We start from the raw sequence: 21241 nt of genomic DNA on the forward strand, positions 1-21241 counted from the left end.
AAACTTGATGATTCTAATGCATAGAAGAAGAGAAAGTTAATAGCTTTTATTGTTAAAAAATATATTTCGTCGGTGAGCGCAAAAAAATGCAGCAGTGAAAGCTGGAAATGGTCATAAATACGCCAGTTTGCAGCGCAACAGCGAAGAAACGAATATTTGAAATGCAACAAATAGAGCAAAGGGATAAAATAGCAAAAGCGTGATGAAAATGTTATTTTCCGTTGCCGCACTGACCCGCTACAATGTCAGATTACTGCCGTAAAGAAGTTTGAGGAAGCAAGACAATGAGCACCACTATCGAAAAAATCCAACGCCAGATTGCTGAAAATCCGATCCTGCTGTACATGAAAGGTTCACCGAAACTGCCAAGCTGCGGTTTTTCTGCCCAGGCAGTTCAGGCGCTTGCCGCATGTGGCGAACGTTTTGCCTACGTTGATATCCTGCAGAATCCGGACATTCGCGCGGAACTGCCGAAATACGCTAACTGGCCGACTTTCCCACAGTTGTGGGTGGACGGCGAGCTGGTAGGTGGCTGTGATATCGTGATCGAAATGTATCAGCGTGGCGAACTGCAGCAGCTAATCAAAGAAACCGCCGCTAAATACAAGTCTGAAGAGCCGGACGCGGAATAATCCGTCCCGCAATACTGACGGAGGCTAACGGGCATCCGTCAGTGTTTTTTATCCCCAATCCAGCCCTTGTGGCGAACTGGAAAATCCCGCCTCACGCAGCAGCGTAAACATCGGCGTTTGCCGTACCGGTTGATCATTCACTTCTGTCAATGTAAAGCGTAGCCGTGGTTCGCGGCGTAGTGCGGTTGCCAGTGCGTGGAATACTTCTAGGGGGAGCAGTTCATCTTTTTCTTACCATACCAGCATCTTCTTGCCGCCTTGTGCCAGGTAGAGCAACAATTTTCCGCCAGCAATGACTATCAGCGCCCCCGCCCACGGTTCATGCACTCGTCGCCCATAAGGGGAGTGTAAAATAATACGGCAGTCGCCAATTTCATCGTGACAGCGTTCGAGAGCCAGGTGGCGACTTCCCGGAACAACAATTAACGCTATTCCCCGTGAATATCATGCATGATTCGTGGAATAGCCTCACTATAGATGCCTGAGTCATTACATGTCATCAGGCATCGACTCGATTACACCTCTTCAGCGGCAGGGAGCGGCCAGCCGCCCAGTCGTTTCCAGCGGTTGACGATTTCACAAAACAGCACGGCGGTGCGTTCAGTGTCGTACAGCGCGGAATGCGCCTGGGTGCTGTCAAAATCCATGCCAGCGGTCTGGCAGGCTTTTGATAATACGGTTTGTCCGAGAGCCAGCCCGGCCAGTGCCGCGGTGTCGAAAGTGACAAAAGGGTGGAACGGGTTACGTTTCAGTGAGGCGCGTTCTGCGGCAGCCATCATAAAACTGTGGTCGAAATTGGCATTGTGCGCCACCATAATGGCGCGGTTACAGCCGCTCGCTTTAATGCCTTTACGGACAACTTTGAAAATCTCATGCAACGCCTCATATTCGCTGACTGCACCGCGATCGGGATCGTTCGGGTCAATACCATTGAAGGCGAGGGCTTCTGGTTGCAAATTAGCGCCGACAAACGGCTCGACGTGAAAATGTAATGTGGTGTCCGGCATCAGCCAGCCTTGTTCATCCATTTTCAGGGTGATGGCGGCGATCTCAAGCAGTGCATCGGTTTTGGCGTTAAATCCGGCAGTTTCGACATCGATCACAACAGGATAAAAACCACGAAAACGGTCGCACAGACCGGTAAGTTGAGCGTTATCGGACATCTGATTCTCTTAATACGGAAAAATTGCAGCGTGCATTATGACAAATATTACCCGCTGATGCAGTAAAGATGCGGGCGCGATGAGTTCACGCCCGGCAGGAGATTAGTTGCCCAGACCGCGACCGGCGTCTTTCTCTTCAATCAATTCAATTTTGTAACCGTCTGGATCTTCCACAAAAGCGATAACCGTAGTACCGCCTTTTACCGGACCCGCTTCACGGGTAACGTTACCGCCGTTCTGACGGATTTTTTCGCAAGCTTCTGCGGCGTTATCGACGCTAAGGGCGATGTGACCATAAGCGGTGCCAAGTTCGTATTTATCCACGCCCCAGTTATAGGTCAGTTCAATTACCGCTTCTTCTGTTTCCGGGCCGTAGCCAACAAACGCCAGCGAGTATTTGTATTCCGGATTTTCGCTGGTACGCAGCAGTTTCATGCCCAGCACGTTGGTATAAAAATCGATGGAGCGTTGCAGATCGCCAACGCGCAGCATGGTGTGAAGAAGACGCATCTTTATATCCTCAAAATGGCTAACAGATTCAAAATGTTGTTTTAGTATAGCGGCGGTTTTGCGCCGCTCGCAATGTTGGATTACAGCGTAGGGTAGTCGGTATAACCTTCCGCACCGCCGCCGTAAAAACTTTCGGCACGCTGTGGGTTAAGCTCAGCTTTGCGCTGCAATCGAGCGACCAGATCCGGGTTTGCAATCCAGTCACGACCAAACGCCACCGCATCAATTAACCCTTTGCCGATCAGCGTTTCTGCTTTTTCTACCGTATATGCACCAGCCCCGATAATCGGGCCGTGGAAACGGGCGCGTACTTTTTCGCGGAACGCCTCGGTATATGGTTTGCCGCCTGCCCAGTCTGGTTCGGACATATGCAGATAAGCAATGCCGCGTTTACCCAGTTGTTCAATCAGATACAGCGCATCGGCTTCTTCATTCGGGCCGTTATCGGTGTTCTGGAAAGTACCAATTGGCGAAACGCGAATACCAATGCGATCGGCACCCCATTCTTTAATCCCGGCATCAACAACTTCCAGCACCAGACGAGCGCGATTTTCCACGCTGCCGCCGTACTGATCGGTACGATGGTTGGAGGATGGAGAGAGGAACTGATGCAGTAAATAACCGTGAGCGGAGTGGAGTTCCACCAGATCAAAACCGGCTTCACGGGCGTTGGCGATAGCCTGGCGGAAATCGTTGACAATACCCGGGATTTCTTCCAGCTCCAACGCACGCGGCATGGTGGTTTCGACGCGGATCGCCTGACCATTTTCATCGCGCAGAGAAGTTCGTGTACCCGCACTAAGTGCAGAAGGCGCTACCGGTGCCTGGCCACCAGGTTGCAGGCTGGCGTGAGAAATGCGCCCCGTGTGCCAAAGTTGCACGGCGATATGACCATTTTCAGCATGAACACCGGCGGTAATTTTTTTCCACGCGGCGATTTGCTCCGGACTATGAATGCCTGGCGCGCCCGCATACCCTTTTGCCTGGGCGGAAACCTGGGTGGCTTCGCTAATGATCAAACCTGCACTGGCGCGTTGGCGATAATATTCCGCCATCAACGGAGTAGGGATATCACCCGGTTCAATGCTACGCAGGCGCGTCAGAGGAGCCATAAAGATACGGTTTGCCGCCGTGATTGCGCCCACTTTCAGTGGGGAATACAGTTTTTCAGATGACATAAAGACTCCCGGTCGTCTGGTGATAAAATAAAAAATGCCTGCTAAACGGCAGGCGTCGCAATAATGGTTTTGACATGTGTTAGCGCGTTTTCCAGAGGCCCGGAGCTGCGCGAAATTTTGGCTTGCAGATTGGCCCCCAGCCACAGCGCATAGAGAACTTGCGCCTGTTGCAGCGGATCTCCGCAAAAGGTTAAACAGTGGCTATCGCGGCCATTTTCCAGCGCCTGGGCGAGCAGAGCGATTACCTGGCGCGCACCTTTATCCATCGCGCTGCGCATATCTTCTGACAGGTCGCACACTTCAGCAGAAAGTTTTACTGTCAGACAGCCGCTGATCGTCCCATGCTGGCAGAACTGGTTCAGCGTTTGCTGGTAATAGGCCAGAATACGGTCGCGGTTATTTCCCTCGCCAGATTGCAGCAACTCCGTCAGTCGTTGGTGGTATGCCGCGTAATGGCGTTCAAGCATGGCAACACCAAACGCCTCTTTAGAACGAAAGTAGTGGTAGAAAGACCCTTTTGGCACTTCGGCGGTCTTCAGTAATTCGCTTAACCCCATTCCGGTAAACCCACGCTGCAGGCAGAGTTGCTCTCCGGTTGCCAGGAGGTGTTCGCGAGTATCGTGTTCAGGATGTTTGTTCATGCGCTTGAGTGTAGTAGACCGGTCGGTCTAGTGCAAGCAAAGTTGCTACTTTGGGCATTAACAGCTTCAATAGTGGTAATAATCTTATATAAGGAGGGCGAGGTGGCGGAGCAATTAGAGTTCTTTCCCGTCCAGAGCCCATGCCGGGGAATTTGCCAGTCTGACGAACGCGGATTTTGCCGTGGCTGTTTTCGTAGCCGGGATGAGCGTTTTAACTGGAATAAAATGAGTGATGGTGAAAAACAGGAGGTTCTGCGACTTTGCCGACAACGACTTATGCGTAAATTACGCGCGAACAGGCCAACGTCATCAGACGAACCAGAGCAACCATCACTCTTTTGAGAGCAATCTTGCGTATACTCCTCTCATATCTGATAAGAGGAAGCGATTATGGTTCAGCGTATTACTATTGCGCCGCAAGGCCCGGAGTTTTCCCGTTTTGTGATGGGCTACTGGCGACTGATGGACTGGAATATGTCCGCACGCCAGTTAGTTAGTTTTATTGAAGAGCATCTGGATCTCGGTGTGACCACCGTGGATCACGCTGATATTTATGGCGGCTATCAGTGCGAAGCGGCATTTGGCGAGGCGCTGAAACTGGCACCGCATTTGCGTGAACGGATGGAAATTGTCAGCAAATGCGGCATCGCGACGACTGCGCGTGAAGAAAACGTTATTGGTCATTACATCACCGATCGCGACCATATTATTAAAAGTGCCGAACAGTCGCTAATTAATCTCGCGACCGATCATCTGGATTTACTGTTAATCCACCGTCCCGACCCGTTAATGGATGCCGATGAAGTGGCGGATGCGTTTAAACATTTGCATCAGAGCGGCAAAGTGCGCCATTTTGGCGTATCGAACTTCACGCCTGCGCAATTTGCCCTGCTGCAATCGCGTTTGCCATTTACTCTTGCCACTAATCAGGTGGAAATTTCTCCGGTGCATCAGCCGTTGTTGCTGGATGGTACGCTCGATCAACTACAACAACTGCGTATTCGCCCGATGGCCTGGTCTTGTCTTGGCGGTGGCCGTTTATTTAATGATGATTATTTCAGGCCGCTACGTGATGAACTTGCTGTGGTGGCGGAAGAATTAAACGCGGGTTCTATCGAGCAGGTGGTTTATGCCTGGATATTGCGTCTGCCATCGCAGCCGCTGCCGATTATTGGCTCCGGTAAAATTGAGCGTGTGCGTGCCGCCGTTGAAGCGGAATCCCTGAAAATGACACGCCAGCAGTGGTTCCGTATCCGTAAAGCGGCATTAGGTTACGACGTCCCGTAAGCACTTTCGGAATCGCCTCCGTTCAAATATGTGTCACTGGTTTACACTTATTCAGGTATGCACATTGAGCGGAGGTCTTATGAAACGTTTTAGTCTGGCTATTCTGACGCTGGTTGTTGCGACCGGCGCGCAAGCCGCCAGTGAAAAAGTCGAGATGAACCTCGTCACATCACAGGGGATTGGGCAGTCAATTGGCAGCATAACGATTACTGAAACCGATAAAGGTCTGGAATTTTCGCCCGATCTGAAAGCATTACCGCCCGGTGAGCATGGCTTCCATGTTCATGCCAAAGGAAGCTGCCAGCCAGCAACGAAAGATGGCAAAGCTACTGCGGCGCAATCTGCAGGCGGACATCTTGATCCCAAAAATACCGGTAAACATGAAGGGCCAGAAGGTGCAGGGCATTTAGGCGATCTGCCTGCGCTGGTGGTCAACAATGACGGTAAAGCAACCGATGCCGTCATTGCGCCTCGTCTGAAATCACTCGACGAAGTTAAAGACAAGGCGCTGATGATCCACGTTGGCGGCGATAATATGTCCGATCAACCAAAACCGCTGGGCGGCGGCGGTGAACGCTATGCCTGTGGTGTTATTAATTAAGAGGCTAGCGTACCCTGTGGTGGTGCCTGCTCAAGTTGCGAAAGCGAGCAGTACAGTCGCCAGACAATCGCCGCCAGCTCACGGGCAGCGGGTTGATGATGGCGGGCAAGGCTGTCGCAGATTCGCTGTAACTCTTCAAGTGTGGCCGCCAGTGATTTTTGCTGAACGCCACGCTCGCTCATCACTCCTCGCAACAATGAAATACAGTTATCTCGCACCTGCGATAAAGGATCGGAACGTGATTCCCAGTCGCGCAATTGCCAGACAACATGTGAACAGTTCAGCAGCACCACGCCCCAGCGTAATAACCAACGGCGAGCCAGCGCGTCCTGGCTGTTACTCAACTGGCTGACGTGATGATAAGTGAGCGATTCAAATTCGCTTTCACTCAGGGTTGGGTGACGGCTAAGTTGATCGACAAAATCCCGTCGCAGTGCGCGAATATGACGGCGGCTTTTGCGGGCATCGGACCCCGGTCGCAAAATGGCGAATGCTAACCATGCCAGCGCCACGCCAACGATTTTTGCCAGGTTATCGTTAAGAAAATCAGCAAAATCATACACCGGAGGATTAGTGACAGCGATAAACGACCCCATAAATACAATCAGTTGTCCCCACAGCGCGGCCAGTTTTGGCATCTGCAACTTGAGAAGCTGCATTGTCGCCAGTAGCGGGAAGAGAAACAGCAAAAATTGCCACAGATCGCTAATCTGAACCATCAGGCCAAACTTAACCACAAAACTGAATAGCGAAAGTAATACCAGCGTGCGCATCAGTAGCGACAACGACTTAAACGGTGCCGCGACTGCGGAGTAAAGTACGCAACTAATTGCTGCCAGCGTTAATGCATTGGCACCAGCATCCCATTGCGAGGCAATACTCCATGCGCCAATCATCATCAATGTACAAAATGTACGCAGTCCGCTCCACATAGCTTCGGCATTATCGGTATGACGTGCCAGGCCAGATGCGCGAGGGAGCCTGGTATGATCATCTGAGCTGCTTTCCAGGCGATGCAATTCCTGACTACTTTGCAGATAAAGGTGGCAAAAATAACGTAATCGGTGCCAGAAGGCGACGTGCCGGTAGTCGGCTAAGTTGGTTGGGCGTAGCGGGGCAATAATGCGCGCAACGGTGTAAAAATTTGTTTGCGAGTTGGCGAGCACCGTCAGTAACTGTTCGATAATTTCCCGTGTGGCACCGGGCGGTGAGGGCCAGTTGAGCAACATACGTCGCAGGCTGGAGATGACGCTGGTCATACGTAATTGCTGGTGGAGTAGCGCATTCAGGCGTGCATTTTGCTGGCGGAAACGATAGTGGCTCCAGAACGCCTGAATACGCAGCAAATTCATGGTCAGTATTTGCCCAATTACCGATTCATGTGCTGTGCGAATGGCATCGGTCGTTTCGGGCTGCCAAAGCAAACTGGCATGCTCCAGTAAACGAGCATGCATGTTTTTCAGTGCGGTTAAAAGAGCGGTGGCATCAGAACTGCTCGGCAGGATCATCATCATCATGCCGCCGCAAAGAATACCGACAATCACTTCACAAACACGTGCCTGAGCGATATCCCATAGCTGGCTGGCTTCAGTAATATTGACCATCGGAAAGGCGATAATGGCCGCAGTATAGCCCGCCAGTTGAAATGCATAGGCCACGTTATTCGTGAAATGCGCGCAGGCCCAGGTACAAAAGCCAAGCCACGCAGACATGCTCAACAGAAAAAACCACGGCTCGTTGAGAGTATGTCCGGCAAGAATCAGTGCCGCGATAGCTCCGAGCAAACTGCCAGCAATACGTCCCATGCTTTTGCTGATGACACCGCCAACGGTGGGGAAGCTGACCACCGCCGCCGAGGTCATTGCCCAGTAAGGTTCATCAAGATTTAAATAATAGGCAACCGTCAGCGCCAGACACATGGCAATGGTGTTGCGTAACGCATAACGCCATTGCGCCAGCGTGGCTCTGAACCAGGGGAAATTGTGCAGCGACCATGGCGGTACGTTCATTACGGGCCTACAGCGATACTACAGGTGGTGCCGGATACCAGCGTGACATCGCCGGGGACGTTATCGAGAGCAAAACGAACAGGAACACGTTGGGCGAGACGAACCCAGGGAACGTTAGGTTTAACGTCGGGAATCAGGCTGGAATCATTTTCCACACTCTGATCATAAATCGCCCGACCAATACTGGAAACGTGACCCTGTAACGTTTTATTGTCGCTGTAGAGTGTAATTTGTGCTGGCGCACCGCCCCGGATATGGCGCAATTTGGTTTCTTCAAAATAACCAATGGCGTAAAACGAGTGGCTGTCCACCAGAGCAAACAGTGGTTTTCCGGTGTCGGCGTAGTCACCGATGCGGGTGGTGAGATTAGTGACCCATCCACTCACCGGGGCGCGAATTTCCGTTTGCGCCAGTTGCCATTGTGCCTGTTTCAGCGTTGCTTGTGCGGCATCGACACTTGCCTGCATCGCTTTAACATTGAGGTTAGCGGTATCCAGCTCTTCGGCAGAGATAAAGTTTTGTGAGAGATGGCGGCGACGGTTAGCTTCATTATTGGCTTTGGCGAGGTCAGATTGCGCTTTTGCCAACTGAGCCTGGGCATTAAGCACAGCAATCTGAAAGGGCGTTTTATCGATAGAGAACAGAATATCACCCGCGTTAACCAACTGGTTGTCTTTTATATTCAGCTCAACAATACGTCCAGACACCTGTGGCGTGATAGAAACCTGTTCTGCGCGTATTTTTCCGTCGCGTGTCCAGGGGGACTGCATGTAGTAGTTCCATAGCCACCATCCGGCAAGAACTGCAAAAACCGCTACAATAATTGTTGAGAAATATTTAATGGTTTTAATTGACATAGTTACCACGCAATCAGTATTGCCAGGGCAAAGCAAACGCAAATCGCAAACAGCGACAAATCCATTAACAAGGGATGCCAGATGTCTCCGGCGTAGATTTTGTCGCGAAGCAGGCGGTGTATAACGAGCCAGATGACAAATCCAAGCGCGAACGCTTTGAAAAACGGAGGAAAGTAGATGGATGCACCGAACACCAGATCTTGTAAGGGTAATCCTGTTGCACTATGCATAAACTTCACAAAATAGATTCCTTTACGGCTGAATATATTGCTTTAGATTAATAAATATTCTTTATGTGCGAGAAAGTTACTCGCTATTTCTGAAAAGCATGTCTGATGGTAAGCAAATGCAGCAATACATTTGTTTTAGCAATACAATTGCTGCACACTATTCTAAAAGCTGTATAATATCTTAGCAAGCTAATTATAAGGAGATGAAATTGGAATCGCCACTAGGTTCTGATCTGGCACGGTTGGTGCGCATATGGCGTGCTCTGATAGACCATCGCCTGAAACCGCTGGAGTTAACGCAAACCCATTGGGTAACGTTGCACAATATCCATCAGTTACCTCCAGACCAGTCGCAAATTCAACTGGCAAAAGCGATCGGCATTGAGCAGCCTTCACTGGTTCGTACGTTGGACCAACTGGAAGAAAAAGGGTTAATTTCGCGTCAAACTTGTGCCAGTGATCGTCGGGCCAAACGCATTAAACTGACGGAAAAGGCGGAGCCGCTGATTAGCGAAATGGAAGCTGTGATTAACAAAACCCGGGCGGAAATTTTGCATGGGATTTCCGCAGAGGAGCTGGAACAATTGATTAAGCTCATTGTAAAAATTGAGCATAACATCATAGAGTTACAGGCCAAAGGGTGAAATGAAGGAGGCGTGTGGCCAGTTACCTGACCACACGTTAACGTGTTTAGCGCGGGGAAACAGTCACCTGGCTGCCGTTGCTGGCCAGAATGACACGTTGTCCCGGAGAGTAGTGGGTATTGCCCTGTTTCTGTACCACCATGATGGTGTTGCCATCATCTTTACGAATTTCCAACTCCACACCCTGGGTTTTGTTTATTGCGCTCTGCACGCCCTGACCGGCTACACCGCCTGCGATAGCACCTGCCGCGGTAGCCAGAGAACGCCCGGTTCCGCCGCCAACGGTATTTCCAAGGAAGCCACCGAGAACCGCACCGCCAATTGCGCCGATAACGTTGGAATCATCACCACCCTGAATTTGTACCTGTCGTACATTAACGATTGTGCCATAGCTGACATTCTGCACTTGCTTCGCTTCAGAGGCGGTATAGACATCACCAGAAAGGGTATCGTTGTTGACACAACCGACAAGAGACAGACCGACCATTGATACAACCAGTACGCGCTTAATCATTGAAAAATCTCCTGATTACCATGAAACGCCTCACAAGCATCCCTCATGGCCAAAGTAAATGGCATTGGTATAACTATGATTACATGTTCCACTAAAACATGATGGAATCATAATTAGAATACGGTTAACCAAGTATAAACAAAACATTCATAGTAGTTATTGATATAAATATAATGTTTTCCTACCAACGGTAAAAATCGGCACTCATGCATGGAATTCGCGAGAGGTTTGTGTTTGAGTGGAGCGCAAACGTCAGGTTGAAAAAGGATGAACTATGAAATCAGGCCGCTTTATTGGCGTAATGTCAGGCACTAGTCTGGATGGTGTCGATGTTGTGCTGGCGACAATCGATGAACACAGGGTGGCGCAGTTGGCAAGTTTGAGTTGGCCGATCCCTCCATCACTTAAACAAGCGGTGCTGGATATTTGCCAGGGACAGCAGCTTACACTTTCGCAGTTTGGTCAACTGGATACTCAACTTGGTCGCCTGTTTGCCGATGCCGTTAACGCATTGCTCAAAGAAGAAAATTTGCAGCCGAAAGATATCGTTGCTATTGGTTGTCACGGTCAGACTGTATGGCACGAACCCACGGGCGTCGCGCCGCATACTCTACAGATTGGGGATAACAACCAAATTGTGGCGCGCACTGGAATTACTGTCGTCGGGGATTTTCGCCGTCGCGATATCGCCCTGGGTGGACAGGGCGCACCGCTGGTGCCAGCGTTTCATCATGCATTGCTGGCTCATCCTACTGAGCGGCGTATGGTGCTCAACATTGGTGGTATTGCCAATTTGTCACTGCTCATTCCTGGGCAACCGGTGGGTGGCTACGATACCGGACCGGGTAACATGCTGATGGATGCGTGGATCTGGCGTCAGGCGGGTAAACCTTACGATAAAGACGCTGAGTGGGCACGCGCGGGCAAGGTCATTCTCCCTCTGCTGCAAAATATGCTTAGTGATGCGTATTTTTCCCAGTCTGCGCCAAAAAGCACCGGGCGTGAATACTTTAACTACGGTTGGCTGGAGCGTCACCTGCGTCAATTCCCGGGCGTTGATGCGCGCGATGTCCAGGCGACGCTGGTGGAACTGACAGCAGTGACCATTTCTGAACAGGTGTTATTGAGTGGTGGTTGTGATCGTTTGATGGTATGTGGTGGCGGAAGCCGTAATCCATTAGTGATGACGCGACTTGCTGCCTTGCTGCCAGGAACGGAAGTGACCACCACTGATGCTGTCGGCATTAGCGGTGATGACATGGAAGCATTGGCCTTCGCCTGGCTTGCCTGGCGGACGCTGGCGGGGCTGCCTGGCAATCTGCCCTCGGTCACTGGCGCAAGCGAGGCGACGGTATTGGGCGCAATTTTTCCCGCAAACCCGCGATATCAGAGTTAACTGAATTTTTCCTACTGCTTCTGCCGTTACACTTGGATGTTGAGGAGAGCGTTTTGCTCTCCGGACCAGGAAAGTCTTCGGGATATGTTTATGAAAAAACTGTTACTGATCTGTTTACCGGTGCTTCTCACCGGCTGTAGCGCGTTCAATCAACTGGTTGAGCGCATGCAAACCGATACGCTGGAATACCAGTGTGATGAAAAACCGTTGACGGTAAAACTGAATAATCCACGTCAGGAAGTCAGTTTTGTCTACGACAATCAATTACTGCACCTTAAACAGGGCATTTCAGCATCAGGCGCGCGTTATACCGACGGTATCTACGTTTTCTGGTCGAAAGGCAATGAGGCGACGGTCTATAAGCGTGACCGCATTGTCTTGAATAACTGTCAGTTACAAAATCCACAGCGTTGAGATTTTTCCAGGGGCGGCGCACAATAGCGTCACCCACTGACAATCCGTAAAGAAAACCATGTCTGATAACGACGAATTGCAGCAAATCGCGCATCTGCGGCGTGAATACACCAAAGGCGGTTTACGCCGCCGCGATCTTCCCGCCGATCCATTAACCCTTTTCGAACGCTGGCTCTCCCAGGCGTGTGAAGCTAAGTTGGCTGATCCTACAGCGATGGTCGTCGCGACCGTTGATGAGCATGGTCAGCCTTATCAGCGCATCGTTTTACTCAAACATTACGACGAAAAAGGTATGGTGTTTTACACTAACCTTGGCAGTCGCAAAGCGCATCAAATCGAACAAAATCCGCGCGTTAGCCTGCTTTTCCCCTGGCATACTCTTGAGCGCCAGGTGATGGTTATCGGTAAAGCGGAACGTCTTTCGACTCTCGAAGTGATGAAATATTTTCATAGCCGTCCCCGTGACAGCCAGATTGGCGCGTGGGTATCGAAGCAGTCCAGCCGTATTTCCGCGCGCGGGATCCTTGAGAGTAAATTCCTTGAGCTGAAGCAGAAGTTTCAGCAGGGCGAAGTCCCTTTACCGAGTTTCTGGGGCGGTTTCCGCGTCAGTCTTGAGCAGGTTGAGTTCTGGCAGGGTGGTGAGCATCGTCTGCATGACCGCTTTTTGTACCAGCGTGAAAATGAGGTGTGGAAAATCGATCGTCTCGCACCCTGAAAAGATGCAAAAATCTTGCTTTAATCGCTGGCACTCCTGATTCCGGCACTTTATTCTATGTCTCTTTCGCATCTGGCGAAAAGTCGTGTACCGGCAAAGGTGCAGTCGTTATATACATGGAGATTTTGATGGCAAGCAGTAACTTGATTAAACAATTGCAAGAGCGGGGGCTGGTGGCCCAGGTGACGGACGAAGAAGCGTTAGCAGAGCGACTGGCGCAAGGCCCGATCGCGCTCTATTGCGGCTTCGATCCTACCGCTGACAGCTTGCATTTGGGGCATCTTGTTCCATTGTTATGCCTGAAACGCTTCCAGCAAGCGGGCCACAAGCCGGTTGCGCTGGTAGGCGGCGCGACGGGTCTGATTGGCGACCCGAGCTTCAAAGCTGCCGAGCGTAAGCTGAACACCGAAGAAACTGTTCAGGAGTGGGTGGACAAAATCCGCAAGCAGGTTGCCCCGTTCCTCGATTTCGACTGTGGAGAAAATTCTGCTATCGCCGCGAACAACTATGACTGGTTCGGCAATATGAACGTGCTGACCTTCCTGCGCGATATCGGTAAGCACTTCTCCGTTAACCAGATGATCAACAAAGAAGCGGTTAAGCAGCGTCTCAACCGTGAAGATCAAGGTATTTCGTTCACCGAGTTTTCTTATAACCTGTTGCAGGGCTATGACTTCGCCTGCCTGAATAAACAGTATGGTGTGACGTTGCAGATTGGCGGTTCTGACCAGTGGGGGAACATCACCTCTGGTATCGATCTGACTCGCCGTCTGCATCAGAATCAGGTGTTTGGCCTGACCGTTCCTTTGATCACCAAAGCTGACGGCACTAAGTTTGGTAAAACTGAAGGCGGAGCCGTATGGCTGGATCCGAAGAAAACCAGTCCGTACAAGTTCTACCAGTTCTGGATCAATACCGCTGATGCCGACGTTTACCGCTTCCTGAAGTTCTTCACCTTCATGAGCATTGAAGAGATCAATGCCCTCGAAGAGGAAGATAAGAACAGTGGTAAAGCACCACGCGCCCAGTATGTACTGGCGGAGCAGGTGACGCGTCTGGTTCACGGTGAAGAGGGTTTGCAAGCCGCGAAACGTATTACCGAATGCCTGTTCAGCGGTTCTTTGAGTGCGCTTAGTGAAGCGGACTTCGAACAGCTAGCGCAGGACGGCGTACCGATGGTTGAGATGGAAAAAGGCGCTGATCTGATGCAGGCACTGGTCGATTCTGAGCTTCAACCGTCCCGTGGTCAGGCGCGTAAAACTATCGCGTCCAATGCCATCACCATTAACGGTGAAAAACAGTCCGATCCTGAATACTTCTTTAAAGAAGAAGATCGTCTGTTTGGTCGTTATACCTTACTGCGTCGTGGCAAAAAGAATTACTGTCTGATTTGCTGGAAATAATGCACTAAGTGGAAAAGGGGAGTGAGAAATCACTCCCCTGGTTTTTATACAGGGAACACGATGAAAAATATTCTCGCTATCCAGTCTCACGTTGTCTATGGTCATGCGGGTAACAGTGCGGCAGAGTTTCCGATGCGCCGCCTGGGCGCGAATGTCTGGCCGTTGAATACCGTTCAATTTTCTAATCACACCCAATACGGCAAATGGACTGGCTGCGTAATGCCGCCCAGCCATTTAACCGAAATTGTTCAGGGCATTGCCGCCATCGATAAATTACATACCTGTGATGCTGTACTCAGTGGTTATCTGGGGTCGGCGGAACAGGGGGAACATATCCTCGGTATTGTCCGTCAGGTGAAAGCGGCGAATCCACAGGCGAAATATTTTTGCGATCCGGTAATGGGGCATCCTGAAAAAGGTTGCATCGTCGCGCCGGGTGTGGCGGAGTTTCATGTGCGTCACGGTCTGCCTGCCAGCGATATCATCGCGCCGAATCTGGTGGAGCTGGAAATCCTCTGTGAGCATCCGGTACATACCGTCGAAGAAGCCGTTAAAGCTGCGCGCGAACTCATTACGCAAGGGCCACAAATTGTGTTGGTTAAACACCTGGCGCGTGCGGGTTACAGCCGCGATCGTTTTGAAATGCTGCTGGTTACTGCCGATGAAGCCTGGCATATCAGCCGTCCGCTGGTAGATTTTGGTATGCGTCAGCCGGTCGGTGTTGGTGATGTGACGAGCGGTTTACTGTTGGTGAAACTGTTGCAGGGCGCAACGTTGCAACAGGCGCTGGAACATGTGACTGCCGCAGTATACGAAATTATGGTGACCACCAAAGCAATGCAGGAATATGAGCTGCAGGTGGTTGCAGCACAAGATCGTATAGCCAAACCGGAACATTATTTCAGCGCAACGAAACTTTGAAATACCTCTTTTCGGCCCACAGTTTCCTGTGGGACGATGACTATTACTGCAATCCTTCCGCCGTCAACGCAGCTTTCACCGCCGGACGTTCAGCCATACGTTGCATAAATGCCGCAATGTGCTCTAAACCCTCCAGATTCAGTTTCACCGCGTATGCCCAGCGCAGAACCGTAAACAGGTAGGCATCAGCAATAGTAAAACGTTGCCCACAGATCCAGTGCTCATCTTTCAGCGCGTCGTTAACATACTGCAGTTTTTTCTCCAGTTGTGCGCGCGCAATCGGTTTGAACTCTTCTGGTGTAGCCGGGTGAAACAGCGGGGTAAAGCCTTTATGTAGTTCGGTGGCAATATAGTTCAGCCATTCGATGGTTTTATAGCGCGAAATACTATTTACCGGAGCCAGTAATTGACGGTCGGGTACGCTATCGGCAAGGTATTGCATAATCGCCACGCCTTCTGTCAGTAGCGTGGCATCATCGAGCAGTAACGCAGGAACCTGTCCCTTAGGGTTAATGGCAAAGTAATCATCACCATTTTCGAGGCGTTTTTTCATCAAATCCACACTGACGAGCGTAAAATCCTTTCCGCTCTCACGCAGGGTGATATGGGAAGCAAGAGAGCAGGCGCCCGGTTTATAGAACAGTTTCATCGGTAACTCCTTTTGGCTGTGGTTTAAAGAATGGTAGTGCGTTGTTGAATAAAAAAAAAGCCGCTAACGAAAAGTTAGCGGCTTGTAAAAGAGTTTCCCTGAAATTTATGCTACGGCAGCTTTCGCTGCTTTGTCTGCAGCATCGTCCTGAGTCATGCGATGCAGTTTCGGTGCGGTCAGCAGCATCAGCACTGCGATAACGGCAGTGGCGACACCAATCTGCAAGAACACGCGGCCATACACATCCAGCGACATCAGCGGATCGGTTACGTTATCCGGAACAGCCATCATGCCCGCAACATAACCACCAATCAGGTTTGCACCGGCAGTGGTCAGGAACCAGCTACCCATAATGAAGCCCATCAGACGCTGAGGAACGAGCTGAGCAACCATTGCCAGACCCAGACCGGAGATCATCAGTTCACCGATACTCTGCAGGCCATAGCTTGCTACCAGCCAGCCTACAGAAACGATACCGGCGTCAGATGCGAATTTCGCGCCCACTGGCAGGATCAGGAATGCGCCGGAACACATCACCATACCGATTGCAAATTTGGTCGGCATCGGCAGAGTGTCGCCCATCTTGTTATAGATAGCGGCCAGAATCGGGCTACCAATGATGATCCAGAATGGGTTCAGCGCCTGATACTGTTCAGGTTCAACCGCCATCCCCAGAATGGAGTGTTCAACGTTACGAATCGCAAAGAAGTTCAGCGACGTCGGCATCTGGCTGTACAGCACGAAGAAGATGATTGCTTCAAGCATCAGAATGAAGGCAACGATCATTTTACGACGCGCAGCACCTTTCATGGCGAACGCTTCTTTACCGAAGATAACAACGATACCGAAGGCAACAACGCCCAGCGCCATACGCGCAACTTCCTGGTTGTGCAGCAGCCAGGTTGCAACCGCGATCAGTGCCACAACGCCAATAATGGTCAGCAGCAGGTTACGGTAGTTGACTGGTTCAAAGTCAGGTTTCGAACCGTACTGTTTAACCCAGCGCTGGCAGAAGGCAAAGTTAACAATGGTGATCAACAGACCGACTACGCTAAGCGCAAACGCGACGCTCCAGCCGTATTTAACCGCCAGCCACGGGGTTGCAATCATAGAGAAGAAAGAACCGATGTTGACGGACATGTAGTACATGGTAAATGCACCGTCCAGACGCGGGTCGTTTTTCTCATAGCAAGTCGAGAGCAGCGAAGACGGGTTGGCTTTAAACAGGCCGTTACCGACAGCAATTGCCGCCATACCCATATAGACGATACCTGCGTCGTGACCAGACCACGCAACCAGCGCATAGCCAATCGCCAGCACGATAGCGCCAAGCATAATGACGCGTTTAGTACCCAGTACCTTGTCACCTAACCAGCCGCCGATAGCGACCAGACCATAAACCAGGGCACTAAAGGAAGAGAAAAGTGTGATTGAATCCGCTTCAGACATACCCAGTTGTTTAACCAGGTAGACAGCCATAATTCCTTGTAGGCCGTAATAACCAAAACGTTCCCATAACTCAATCGAGAAGATGAGATAGAACGCCTTCGGTTGTTTGAAAGCGTTCAAACTAACGCTTTCTGTTGGTTTTTGGTTTGCAGTGGACACTTTTACCTCTTTTTTTACATCCCATATTAACGGGGGTGCATTCTCGCGTGATGTCTAAAAAACATACGCGCAATTGTTATAGTGGGAGGGGAAACGGCAGGTAATGTTCACTATCTTGCACTTTCAGACAAGTCCTTTGTAATAATCTGTTACATATAACTGGCCTGGAGAATTCATCGGTTTTGGGAAATGTTATCCAGCGTTAAATTTTTCAAAAAACGTAACGGCAGATTTTTTCACTACTGGAGCCGGGTAATAATTCCTCTTTGGCGATATGTTCTGCTATAAGGTGTTTCATGTAGTGGGATAGTCCATTATCTGAAAAATAGCCAGTGTAATGTTTTGTAGGTTTCAGGTCGGATTGAATCAATGCTTTGTCAAATTTAACTTTTGAGGTGCATTATTTTTACATTTGTGTATCAGTGTGATTTCGATCACAAATGAATAGAAAATTTCGCTATTAAAAAAACAATTAACCTGCATTTTTGGTTATTCACAAACGGATTGCCTAATGATGCCGCAGCGAGGCGGCATCATTAACGTTAGAAAGTTGTTTTTGAAGAGGATGAGTAGCGGTAATGGATGAAGAAACGGCAGTACCTGTTTGTGTCAGATGTCAACTTTCTCTTTGTATTCACAAAGATCTTCAATAATGCAGGAGCCACAGCGCGGTTTGCGGGCAATGCAGGTATAACGCCCGTGAAGGATTAACCAGTGATGGCAGTCGACTTTAAATTCTGCAGGAACTACTTTTAGCAGTTTTTCCTCAACTTGTTCGACGTTTTTCCCGGGAGCAAATTGGGTGCGGTTGCAGACACGGAAAATGTGGGTATCTACAGCAATGGTCGGCCAGCCGAAAGCGGTATTCAACACCACGTTAGCTGTTTTGCGTCCAACGCCGGGCAATGCTTCCAGCGCAGCGCGATCTTCCGGAACTTCGCCATTATGCTGCTCCAGTAAGATACGGCAGGTCTTGATGATATTTTCCGCTTTGCTGTTATATAACCCAATGGTTTTGATATACGTTTTCACGCCTTCAACACCCAGTTCGAGCATCGCGGCAGGCGTATTGGCTACCGGGTAGAGCTTCGCTGTTGCTTTATTAACGCTGACATCAGTGGCCTGGGCAGAAAGTAGTACAGCAATCAGCAATTCAAAAGGCGAACTGAAATTAAGCTCGGTTGTGGGATGAGGATTGTTCTCACGCAGGCGGGTGAGGATCTCCAGTCGTTTTGCTTTGTTCATCAGACATTCCCTGTTTCACCGTTTTGCAACTCGCGTTCAGCGGCTGCTTCAGTGCGGCGCTTTTTCATTTTTTCATCAATCAGGTATTTTCCTGCCAGCATCAGTCCCAGGCCAATAAATGCCCCTGGTGGTAACATTGCGAGCAGGAAAGGGGAATCAGTGTGGAAGATCTCCACGCGCAATACTTTTGCCCAGTTACCCAACAGCGCATCGGCACCGTCAAATAACGTTCCGTTGCCGATAATTTCGCGCAGTGAACCCAGCACGAACATTGCGCAGGTTGCACCCATGCCAATCGAAAATCCGTCCAGCGCCGAAAGCGCCGGACCTTTTTTTGCAGCGAAGGCTTCAGCGCGACCAACAACGATACAGTTAGTGACAATCAGCGGAATAAAAATTCCTAACGATTGATACAGACCAAAGGCGTAGGCGTTGATCAGCATTTGTACGGCACTGACCACCGAGGCGATGATCATCACGTAAATAGGGATACGGATCTCGGCTGGCGTCCAGTGACGCAGCGTCGAGATAGTCAGGTTGGTGAGAGTCAACACCAGCGTAGTCGCAAGCCCTAAACCCAGTGCGTTGGTGGCAGTTGACGTGACTGCCAGCAGCGGGCAGAGACCGAGCAACTGAACCAGTGCGGAGTTGTTCTTCCATAACCCCTGAACAATAACGTCTTTAATTTCGCTCACGGTCTATTCTCCACAGGCAGGAAGTTGAGAAAGTTGTTCTGGTAACGTTTGGGCGTACAACCCGGCGCGTTTTACCGCATTCACCACCGCGCGAGGCGTAATGGTCGCGCCGGTGAACTGGTCGAAATCACCGCCATCTTTCTTTACCGCCCAGTGAGCGTCATTTGCGGTGCTGATTTTTTTACCCGCAAAATGAGTGATCCAGTCAGAGAGGCGTAGTTCGATTTTATCGCCAAGCCCTGGCGTTTCGTGATGTTCTGTCACGCGTGTGCCAAGTACAGTGCCGTTAAAATCGGCTCCGACCAGTAGCTGAATCGCGCCTGAATAGCCATCCGGCGCAGTCGCTTCCAGAACGGCAGCTACCGGCTGGCCATCCTGTTTAGCGATGTAAACCCGATGTTCACCTTTACCCAGCTCAGGCGCATTCACTAAATAGCAACTTTGTGCCAGCTCATTGTTATAGCGTTCGGCTGGCAACACCTGATCAAATAACGTCTTTTGTTGCAGGCTGGCCTGTTCAGCAATCGTCGTTTTGGTCATCTGGTTGATGGCCGCCGTTAAACCTGTTGAACCGGCGGCAAACAGTGCCAGCGTAATACCGTGTTTTCGGATAGTTTTCAGCATGGTTTATCCTTTGCGATGGCCGTAAACGCGCGGACGCGTATAGTAATCGATCAGAGGAACCGTGATGTTCGCCAGCAGGACAGCAAAAGCCACGCCGTCAGGATAGCCGCCGAAACTGCGGATCAACCAGACTAATAAGCCCGCCAGTGCGCCAAAAATCAGACGACCACGATTAGTCGTAGAAGCGGTCACCGGATCGGTCAGAATAAAGAATGCGCCAAGCATGGTCGCGCCAGACAGCAGATGAATTTGCGGTGATGCCAGCGTCTCAGGTGAGAACAACCAGCCCAGCGTTGCGCATAGCGCCAGCGTCACTAAGAAGCTGACGGGAATATGCCAGCGAATCGCTTTCTGCCATAGCAACCACACGCCGCCAACCAGCCAGGCGAGGTTTACCCATTGCCAGCCAGCGCCTGCCAGAATACCGCTGTAGATCGGATACTGCATAATTTGCTCAACTGAATGACCGGCGCGGACAGAGGTTTTGAACGTATCCAGCGGCGTCGCCTGGCTGATACCATCAATGCCTAAGCGTAGCGTGTTCATATCACCGCCGCTGACGGTATGGCCGCTGAAGATAACCTGCACAGCGTCGATAAATCCAGGGATGTTGACCGCAATCTCATGCGGCGGCAACCAACTGGTCATCTGTACCGGGAAGGAGATCAGTAATACTACATAACCAATCATTGCCGGGTTGAATGGGTTTTGCCCCAGACCGCCATACAACTGTTTAGCGATGATCACCGCAAACACCGTACCCAGCACGACCATCCACCACGGCGCGAGAGGTGGAATACTTACCGCCAACAATAAGCCTGTTAGTAATGCTGAGTTATCTTTTAACGTTGCGGCTACTGACTGCTTGCGCAGCTTAAGCACAAGCGCTTCGGCTAACAATGCACTGACCGATGCCAGCAGGATCTGAACGAGAGTGCCCCAGCCAAAAAACCACAGTTGTGCCGCGATTCCAGGCACGGCTGCGAGCAGTACCAGCAGCATAATGCGCGATGTCTGGCGCTGGTTATGGGTATATGGGGAGCTAGCTATTCTGAATACCATTTAGTCCTCGTTTACAACCTTTTGCTGGGCGGCTTTTTTTGCCTGAACGCGGGCAATAGCCGCGGCAACTGCCGCTTTGCGCGGATCAACCTGTTCTTCTGACTCGGCGTTAGCCTGCTGTTGTTCCAGTTTACGCGCTTTGGCGCGGGCAATAGCGGCCTCGACGGCAGCTTTGCGCGGATCAACCTGTTCTTCCGGCTCGGCGTTAGCCTGCTGCTGTTCCAGTTTACGCGCTTTGGCACG

Annotated in this window: 24 protein-coding genes and 2 pseudogenes; 10 read left to right on the forward strand and 16 right to left on the reverse strand. The window is 50.7% G+C overall.

The annotated features are described in order from the left end of the window. Nucleotides 1-284 precede the first annotated feature (284 nt). On the forward strand, nucleotides 285-632 hold the full coding sequence (grxD, locus tag A1SC_RS17670) for a monothiol glutaredoxin 4 (RefSeq protein WP_000108172.1): 348 nt from the start codon (nucleotides 285-287) through the stop codon (nucleotides 630-632). 48 nt (nucleotides 633-680) lie between these two features. On the opposite strand, the pseudogene A1SC_RS25735 reads toward grxD, so the two are convergent. The 5 genes and pseudogenes from A1SC_RS25735 to nemR form a co-directional block, all read right to left on the reverse strand. After that, nucleotides 681-1052 (reverse strand): annotated as a pseudogene (locus A1SC_RS25735) (hypothetical protein); the annotation flags it as partial. A 95-nt stretch (nucleotides 1053-1147) separates the two neighbouring features. Beyond that, entirely contained in the window at nucleotides 1148-1795 is a 648-nt protein-coding gene (gene rnt / locus A1SC_RS17665) for a ribonuclease T (protein ID WP_001282288.1), read from the reverse strand. A gap of 102 nt (nucleotides 1796-1897) precedes the next feature. Further along, the gene (gene gloA, locus A1SC_RS17660; RefSeq protein WP_001237802.1) at nucleotides 1898-2305 is read right to left on the reverse strand and encodes a lactoylglutathione lyase; all 408 of its coding nucleotides are present in this window, start codon (nucleotides 2303-2305) and stop codon (nucleotides 1898-1900) included. Between the two features lie 80 nt (nucleotides 2306-2385). Further along, a complete protein-coding gene (gene nemA, locus A1SC_RS17655; RefSeq protein ID WP_000093624.1) occupies nucleotides 2386-3483 on the reverse strand; it encodes an N-ethylmaleimide reductase in 1098 nt (365 codons plus the stop codon). Nucleotides 3484-3524: 41 nt separating this feature from the next. Then, the gene (gene nemR, locus A1SC_RS17650) at nucleotides 3525-4124 is read right to left on the reverse strand and encodes a DNA-binding transcriptional regulator NemR (RefSeq protein ID WP_016261991.1); all 600 of its coding nucleotides are present in this window, start codon (nucleotides 4122-4124) and stop codon (nucleotides 3525-3527) included. Nucleotides 4125-4226: 102 nt separating this feature from the next. On the opposite strand from nemR, the gene A1SC_RS0121300 reads away from it, so the two are divergent. The 3 genes from A1SC_RS0121300 (at nucleotide 4227) to sodC (ending at nucleotide 6012) form a co-directional block, all read left to right on the forward strand. Then, nucleotides 4227-4466 (forward strand): DUF1289 domain-containing protein, encoded by a 240-nt coding sequence (locus A1SC_RS0121300; RefSeq protein ID WP_024191872.1) that lies wholly within the window; start codon nucleotides 4227-4229, stop codon nucleotides 4464-4466. 48 nt (nucleotides 4467-4514) lie between these two features. Beyond that, a complete protein-coding gene (locus A1SC_RS17645) occupies nucleotides 4515-5411 on the forward strand; it encodes an aldo/keto reductase (RefSeq protein ID WP_000250649.1) in 897 nt (298 codons plus the stop codon). 79 nt (nucleotides 5412-5490) lie between these two features. Then, on the forward strand, nucleotides 5491-6012 hold the full coding sequence (gene sodC / locus A1SC_RS17640) for a superoxide dismutase [Cu-Zn] SodC (RefSeq protein WP_000819798.1): 522 nt from the start codon (nucleotides 5491-5493) through the stop codon (nucleotides 6010-6012). On the opposite strand, the gene A1SC_RS17635 is transcribed toward sodC, so the two are convergent. Genes A1SC_RS17635 through A1SC_RS17625 form a run of 3 tightly spaced genes read right to left on the reverse strand, consistent with a single transcriptional unit; the run spans nucleotide 6009 to nucleotide 9117 of the window. Next, complete coding sequence (locus A1SC_RS17635; RefSeq protein WP_001516329.1) at nucleotides 6009-8021, reverse strand: FUSC family protein; 2013 nt, start codon at nucleotides 8019-8021, stop codon at nucleotides 6009-6011. The two genes, sodC and A1SC_RS17635, sit on opposite strands and share 4 nt — an antisense overlap. Continuing rightward, entirely contained in the window at nucleotides 8021-8878 is an 858-nt protein-coding gene (locus A1SC_RS17630; protein WP_000023825.1) for an efflux RND transporter periplasmic adaptor subunit, read from the reverse strand. The genes A1SC_RS17635 and A1SC_RS17630 overlap by 1 nt, the downstream gene beginning before the upstream one ends. Before the next feature lie 2 nt (nucleotides 8879-8880). Beyond that, complete coding sequence (locus A1SC_RS17625) at nucleotides 8881-9117, reverse strand: DUF1656 domain-containing protein (protein WP_000670973.1); 237 nt, start codon at nucleotides 9115-9117, stop codon at nucleotides 8881-8883. 200 nt (nucleotides 9118-9317) lie between these two features. Here A1SC_RS17625 and slyA point away from each other — a divergent pair, with 200 nt between their 5' ends. Further along, nucleotides 9318-9752, forward strand: a complete 435-nt coding sequence (gene slyA / locus A1SC_RS17620; protein WP_001516330.1) for a transcriptional regulator SlyA — start codon at nucleotides 9318-9320, stop codon at nucleotides 9750-9752. A gap of 46 nt (nucleotides 9753-9798) precedes the next feature. Here slyA and slyB read toward each other — a convergent pair whose 3' ends face one another. Next, on the reverse strand, nucleotides 9799-10266 hold the full coding sequence (gene slyB / locus A1SC_RS17615) for an outer membrane lipoprotein SlyB (protein ID WP_016261992.1): 468 nt from the start codon (nucleotides 10264-10266) through the stop codon (nucleotides 9799-9801). Between the two features lie 274 nt (nucleotides 10267-10540). On the opposite strand from slyB, the gene anmK reads away from it, so the two are divergent. From anmK to pdxY, 5 genes are all read left to right on the forward strand, one after another. Beyond that, entirely contained in the window at nucleotides 10541-11662 is a 1122-nt protein-coding gene (gene anmK / locus A1SC_RS17610; protein WP_016248675.1) for an anhydro-N-acetylmuramic acid kinase, read from the forward strand. Between the two features lie 84 nt (nucleotides 11663-11746). After that, nucleotides 11747-12076, forward strand: a complete 330-nt coding sequence (gene mliC / locus A1SC_RS17605; RefSeq protein WP_000480882.1) for a C-type lysozyme inhibitor — start codon at nucleotides 11747-11749, stop codon at nucleotides 12074-12076. 58 nt (nucleotides 12077-12134) lie between these two features. Then, a complete protein-coding gene (pdxH, locus tag A1SC_RS17600) occupies nucleotides 12135-12791 on the forward strand; it encodes a pyridoxamine 5'-phosphate oxidase (protein WP_001282323.1) in 657 nt (218 codons plus the stop codon). A 128-nt stretch (nucleotides 12792-12919) separates the two neighbouring features. Continuing rightward, on the forward strand, nucleotides 12920-14194 hold the full coding sequence (gene tyrS / locus A1SC_RS17595) for a tyrosine--tRNA ligase (RefSeq protein WP_001516333.1): 1275 nt from the start codon (nucleotides 12920-12922) through the stop codon (nucleotides 14192-14194). 60 nt (nucleotides 14195-14254) lie between these two features. After that, a complete protein-coding gene (gene pdxY, locus A1SC_RS17590) occupies nucleotides 14255-15115 on the forward strand; it encodes a pyridoxal kinase PdxY (protein ID WP_000789755.1) in 861 nt (286 codons plus the stop codon). A gap of 43 nt (nucleotides 15116-15158) precedes the next feature. Here the strand turns inward: pdxY and gstA are convergent, their stop codons facing one another. From gstA to A1SC_RS25740, 7 genes and pseudogenes are all read right to left on the reverse strand, one after another. Further along, the gene (gene gstA, locus A1SC_RS17585; protein WP_000765734.1) at nucleotides 15159-15764 is read right to left on the reverse strand and encodes a glutathione transferase GstA; all 606 of its coding nucleotides are present in this window, start codon (nucleotides 15762-15764) and stop codon (nucleotides 15159-15161) included. A gap of 105 nt (nucleotides 15765-15869) precedes the next feature. Beyond that, the gene (dtpA, locus tag A1SC_RS17580; RefSeq protein ID WP_000100948.1) at nucleotides 15870-17372 is read right to left on the reverse strand and encodes a dipeptide/tripeptide permease DtpA; all 1503 of its coding nucleotides are present in this window, start codon (nucleotides 17370-17372) and stop codon (nucleotides 15870-15872) included. 609 nt (nucleotides 17373-17981) lie between these two features. Further along, on the reverse strand, nucleotides 17982-18617 hold the full coding sequence (nth, locus tag A1SC_RS17575) for an endonuclease III (protein WP_001030339.1): 636 nt from the start codon (nucleotides 18615-18617) through the stop codon (nucleotides 17982-17984). After that, nucleotides 18617-19312, reverse strand: coding sequence for an electron transport complex subunit RsxE (gene rsxE, locus A1SC_RS17570; protein WP_001289639.1), 696 nt, complete (start codon nucleotides 19310-19312; stop codon nucleotides 18617-18619). Before rsxE ends, nth begins: the two co-directional genes overlap by 1 nt. A 3-nt stretch (nucleotides 19313-19315) precedes the next feature. Further along, entirely contained in the window at nucleotides 19316-19936 is a 621-nt protein-coding gene (gene rsxG / locus A1SC_RS17565) for an electron transport complex subunit RsxG (protein WP_000920812.1), read from the reverse strand. 3 nt (nucleotides 19937-19939) lie between these two features. Beyond that, nucleotides 19940-20998: an electron transport complex subunit RsxD gene (gene rsxD / locus A1SC_RS17560; RefSeq protein ID WP_001516335.1), complete on the reverse strand. Its 1059-nt coding sequence runs from the start codon at nucleotides 20996-20998 to the stop codon at nucleotides 19940-19942. Continuing rightward, nucleotides 20999-21241 (reverse strand): annotated as a pseudogene (locus A1SC_RS25740) (electron transport complex subunit RsxC); the annotation flags it as partial. It lies immediately after the preceding gene.

The sequence above is a fragment of the Escherichia sp. KTE52 genome (assembly GCF_000408325.1).
Lineage (GTDB): Bacteria > Pseudomonadota > Gammaproteobacteria > Enterobacterales > Enterobacteriaceae > Escherichia > Escherichia marmotae.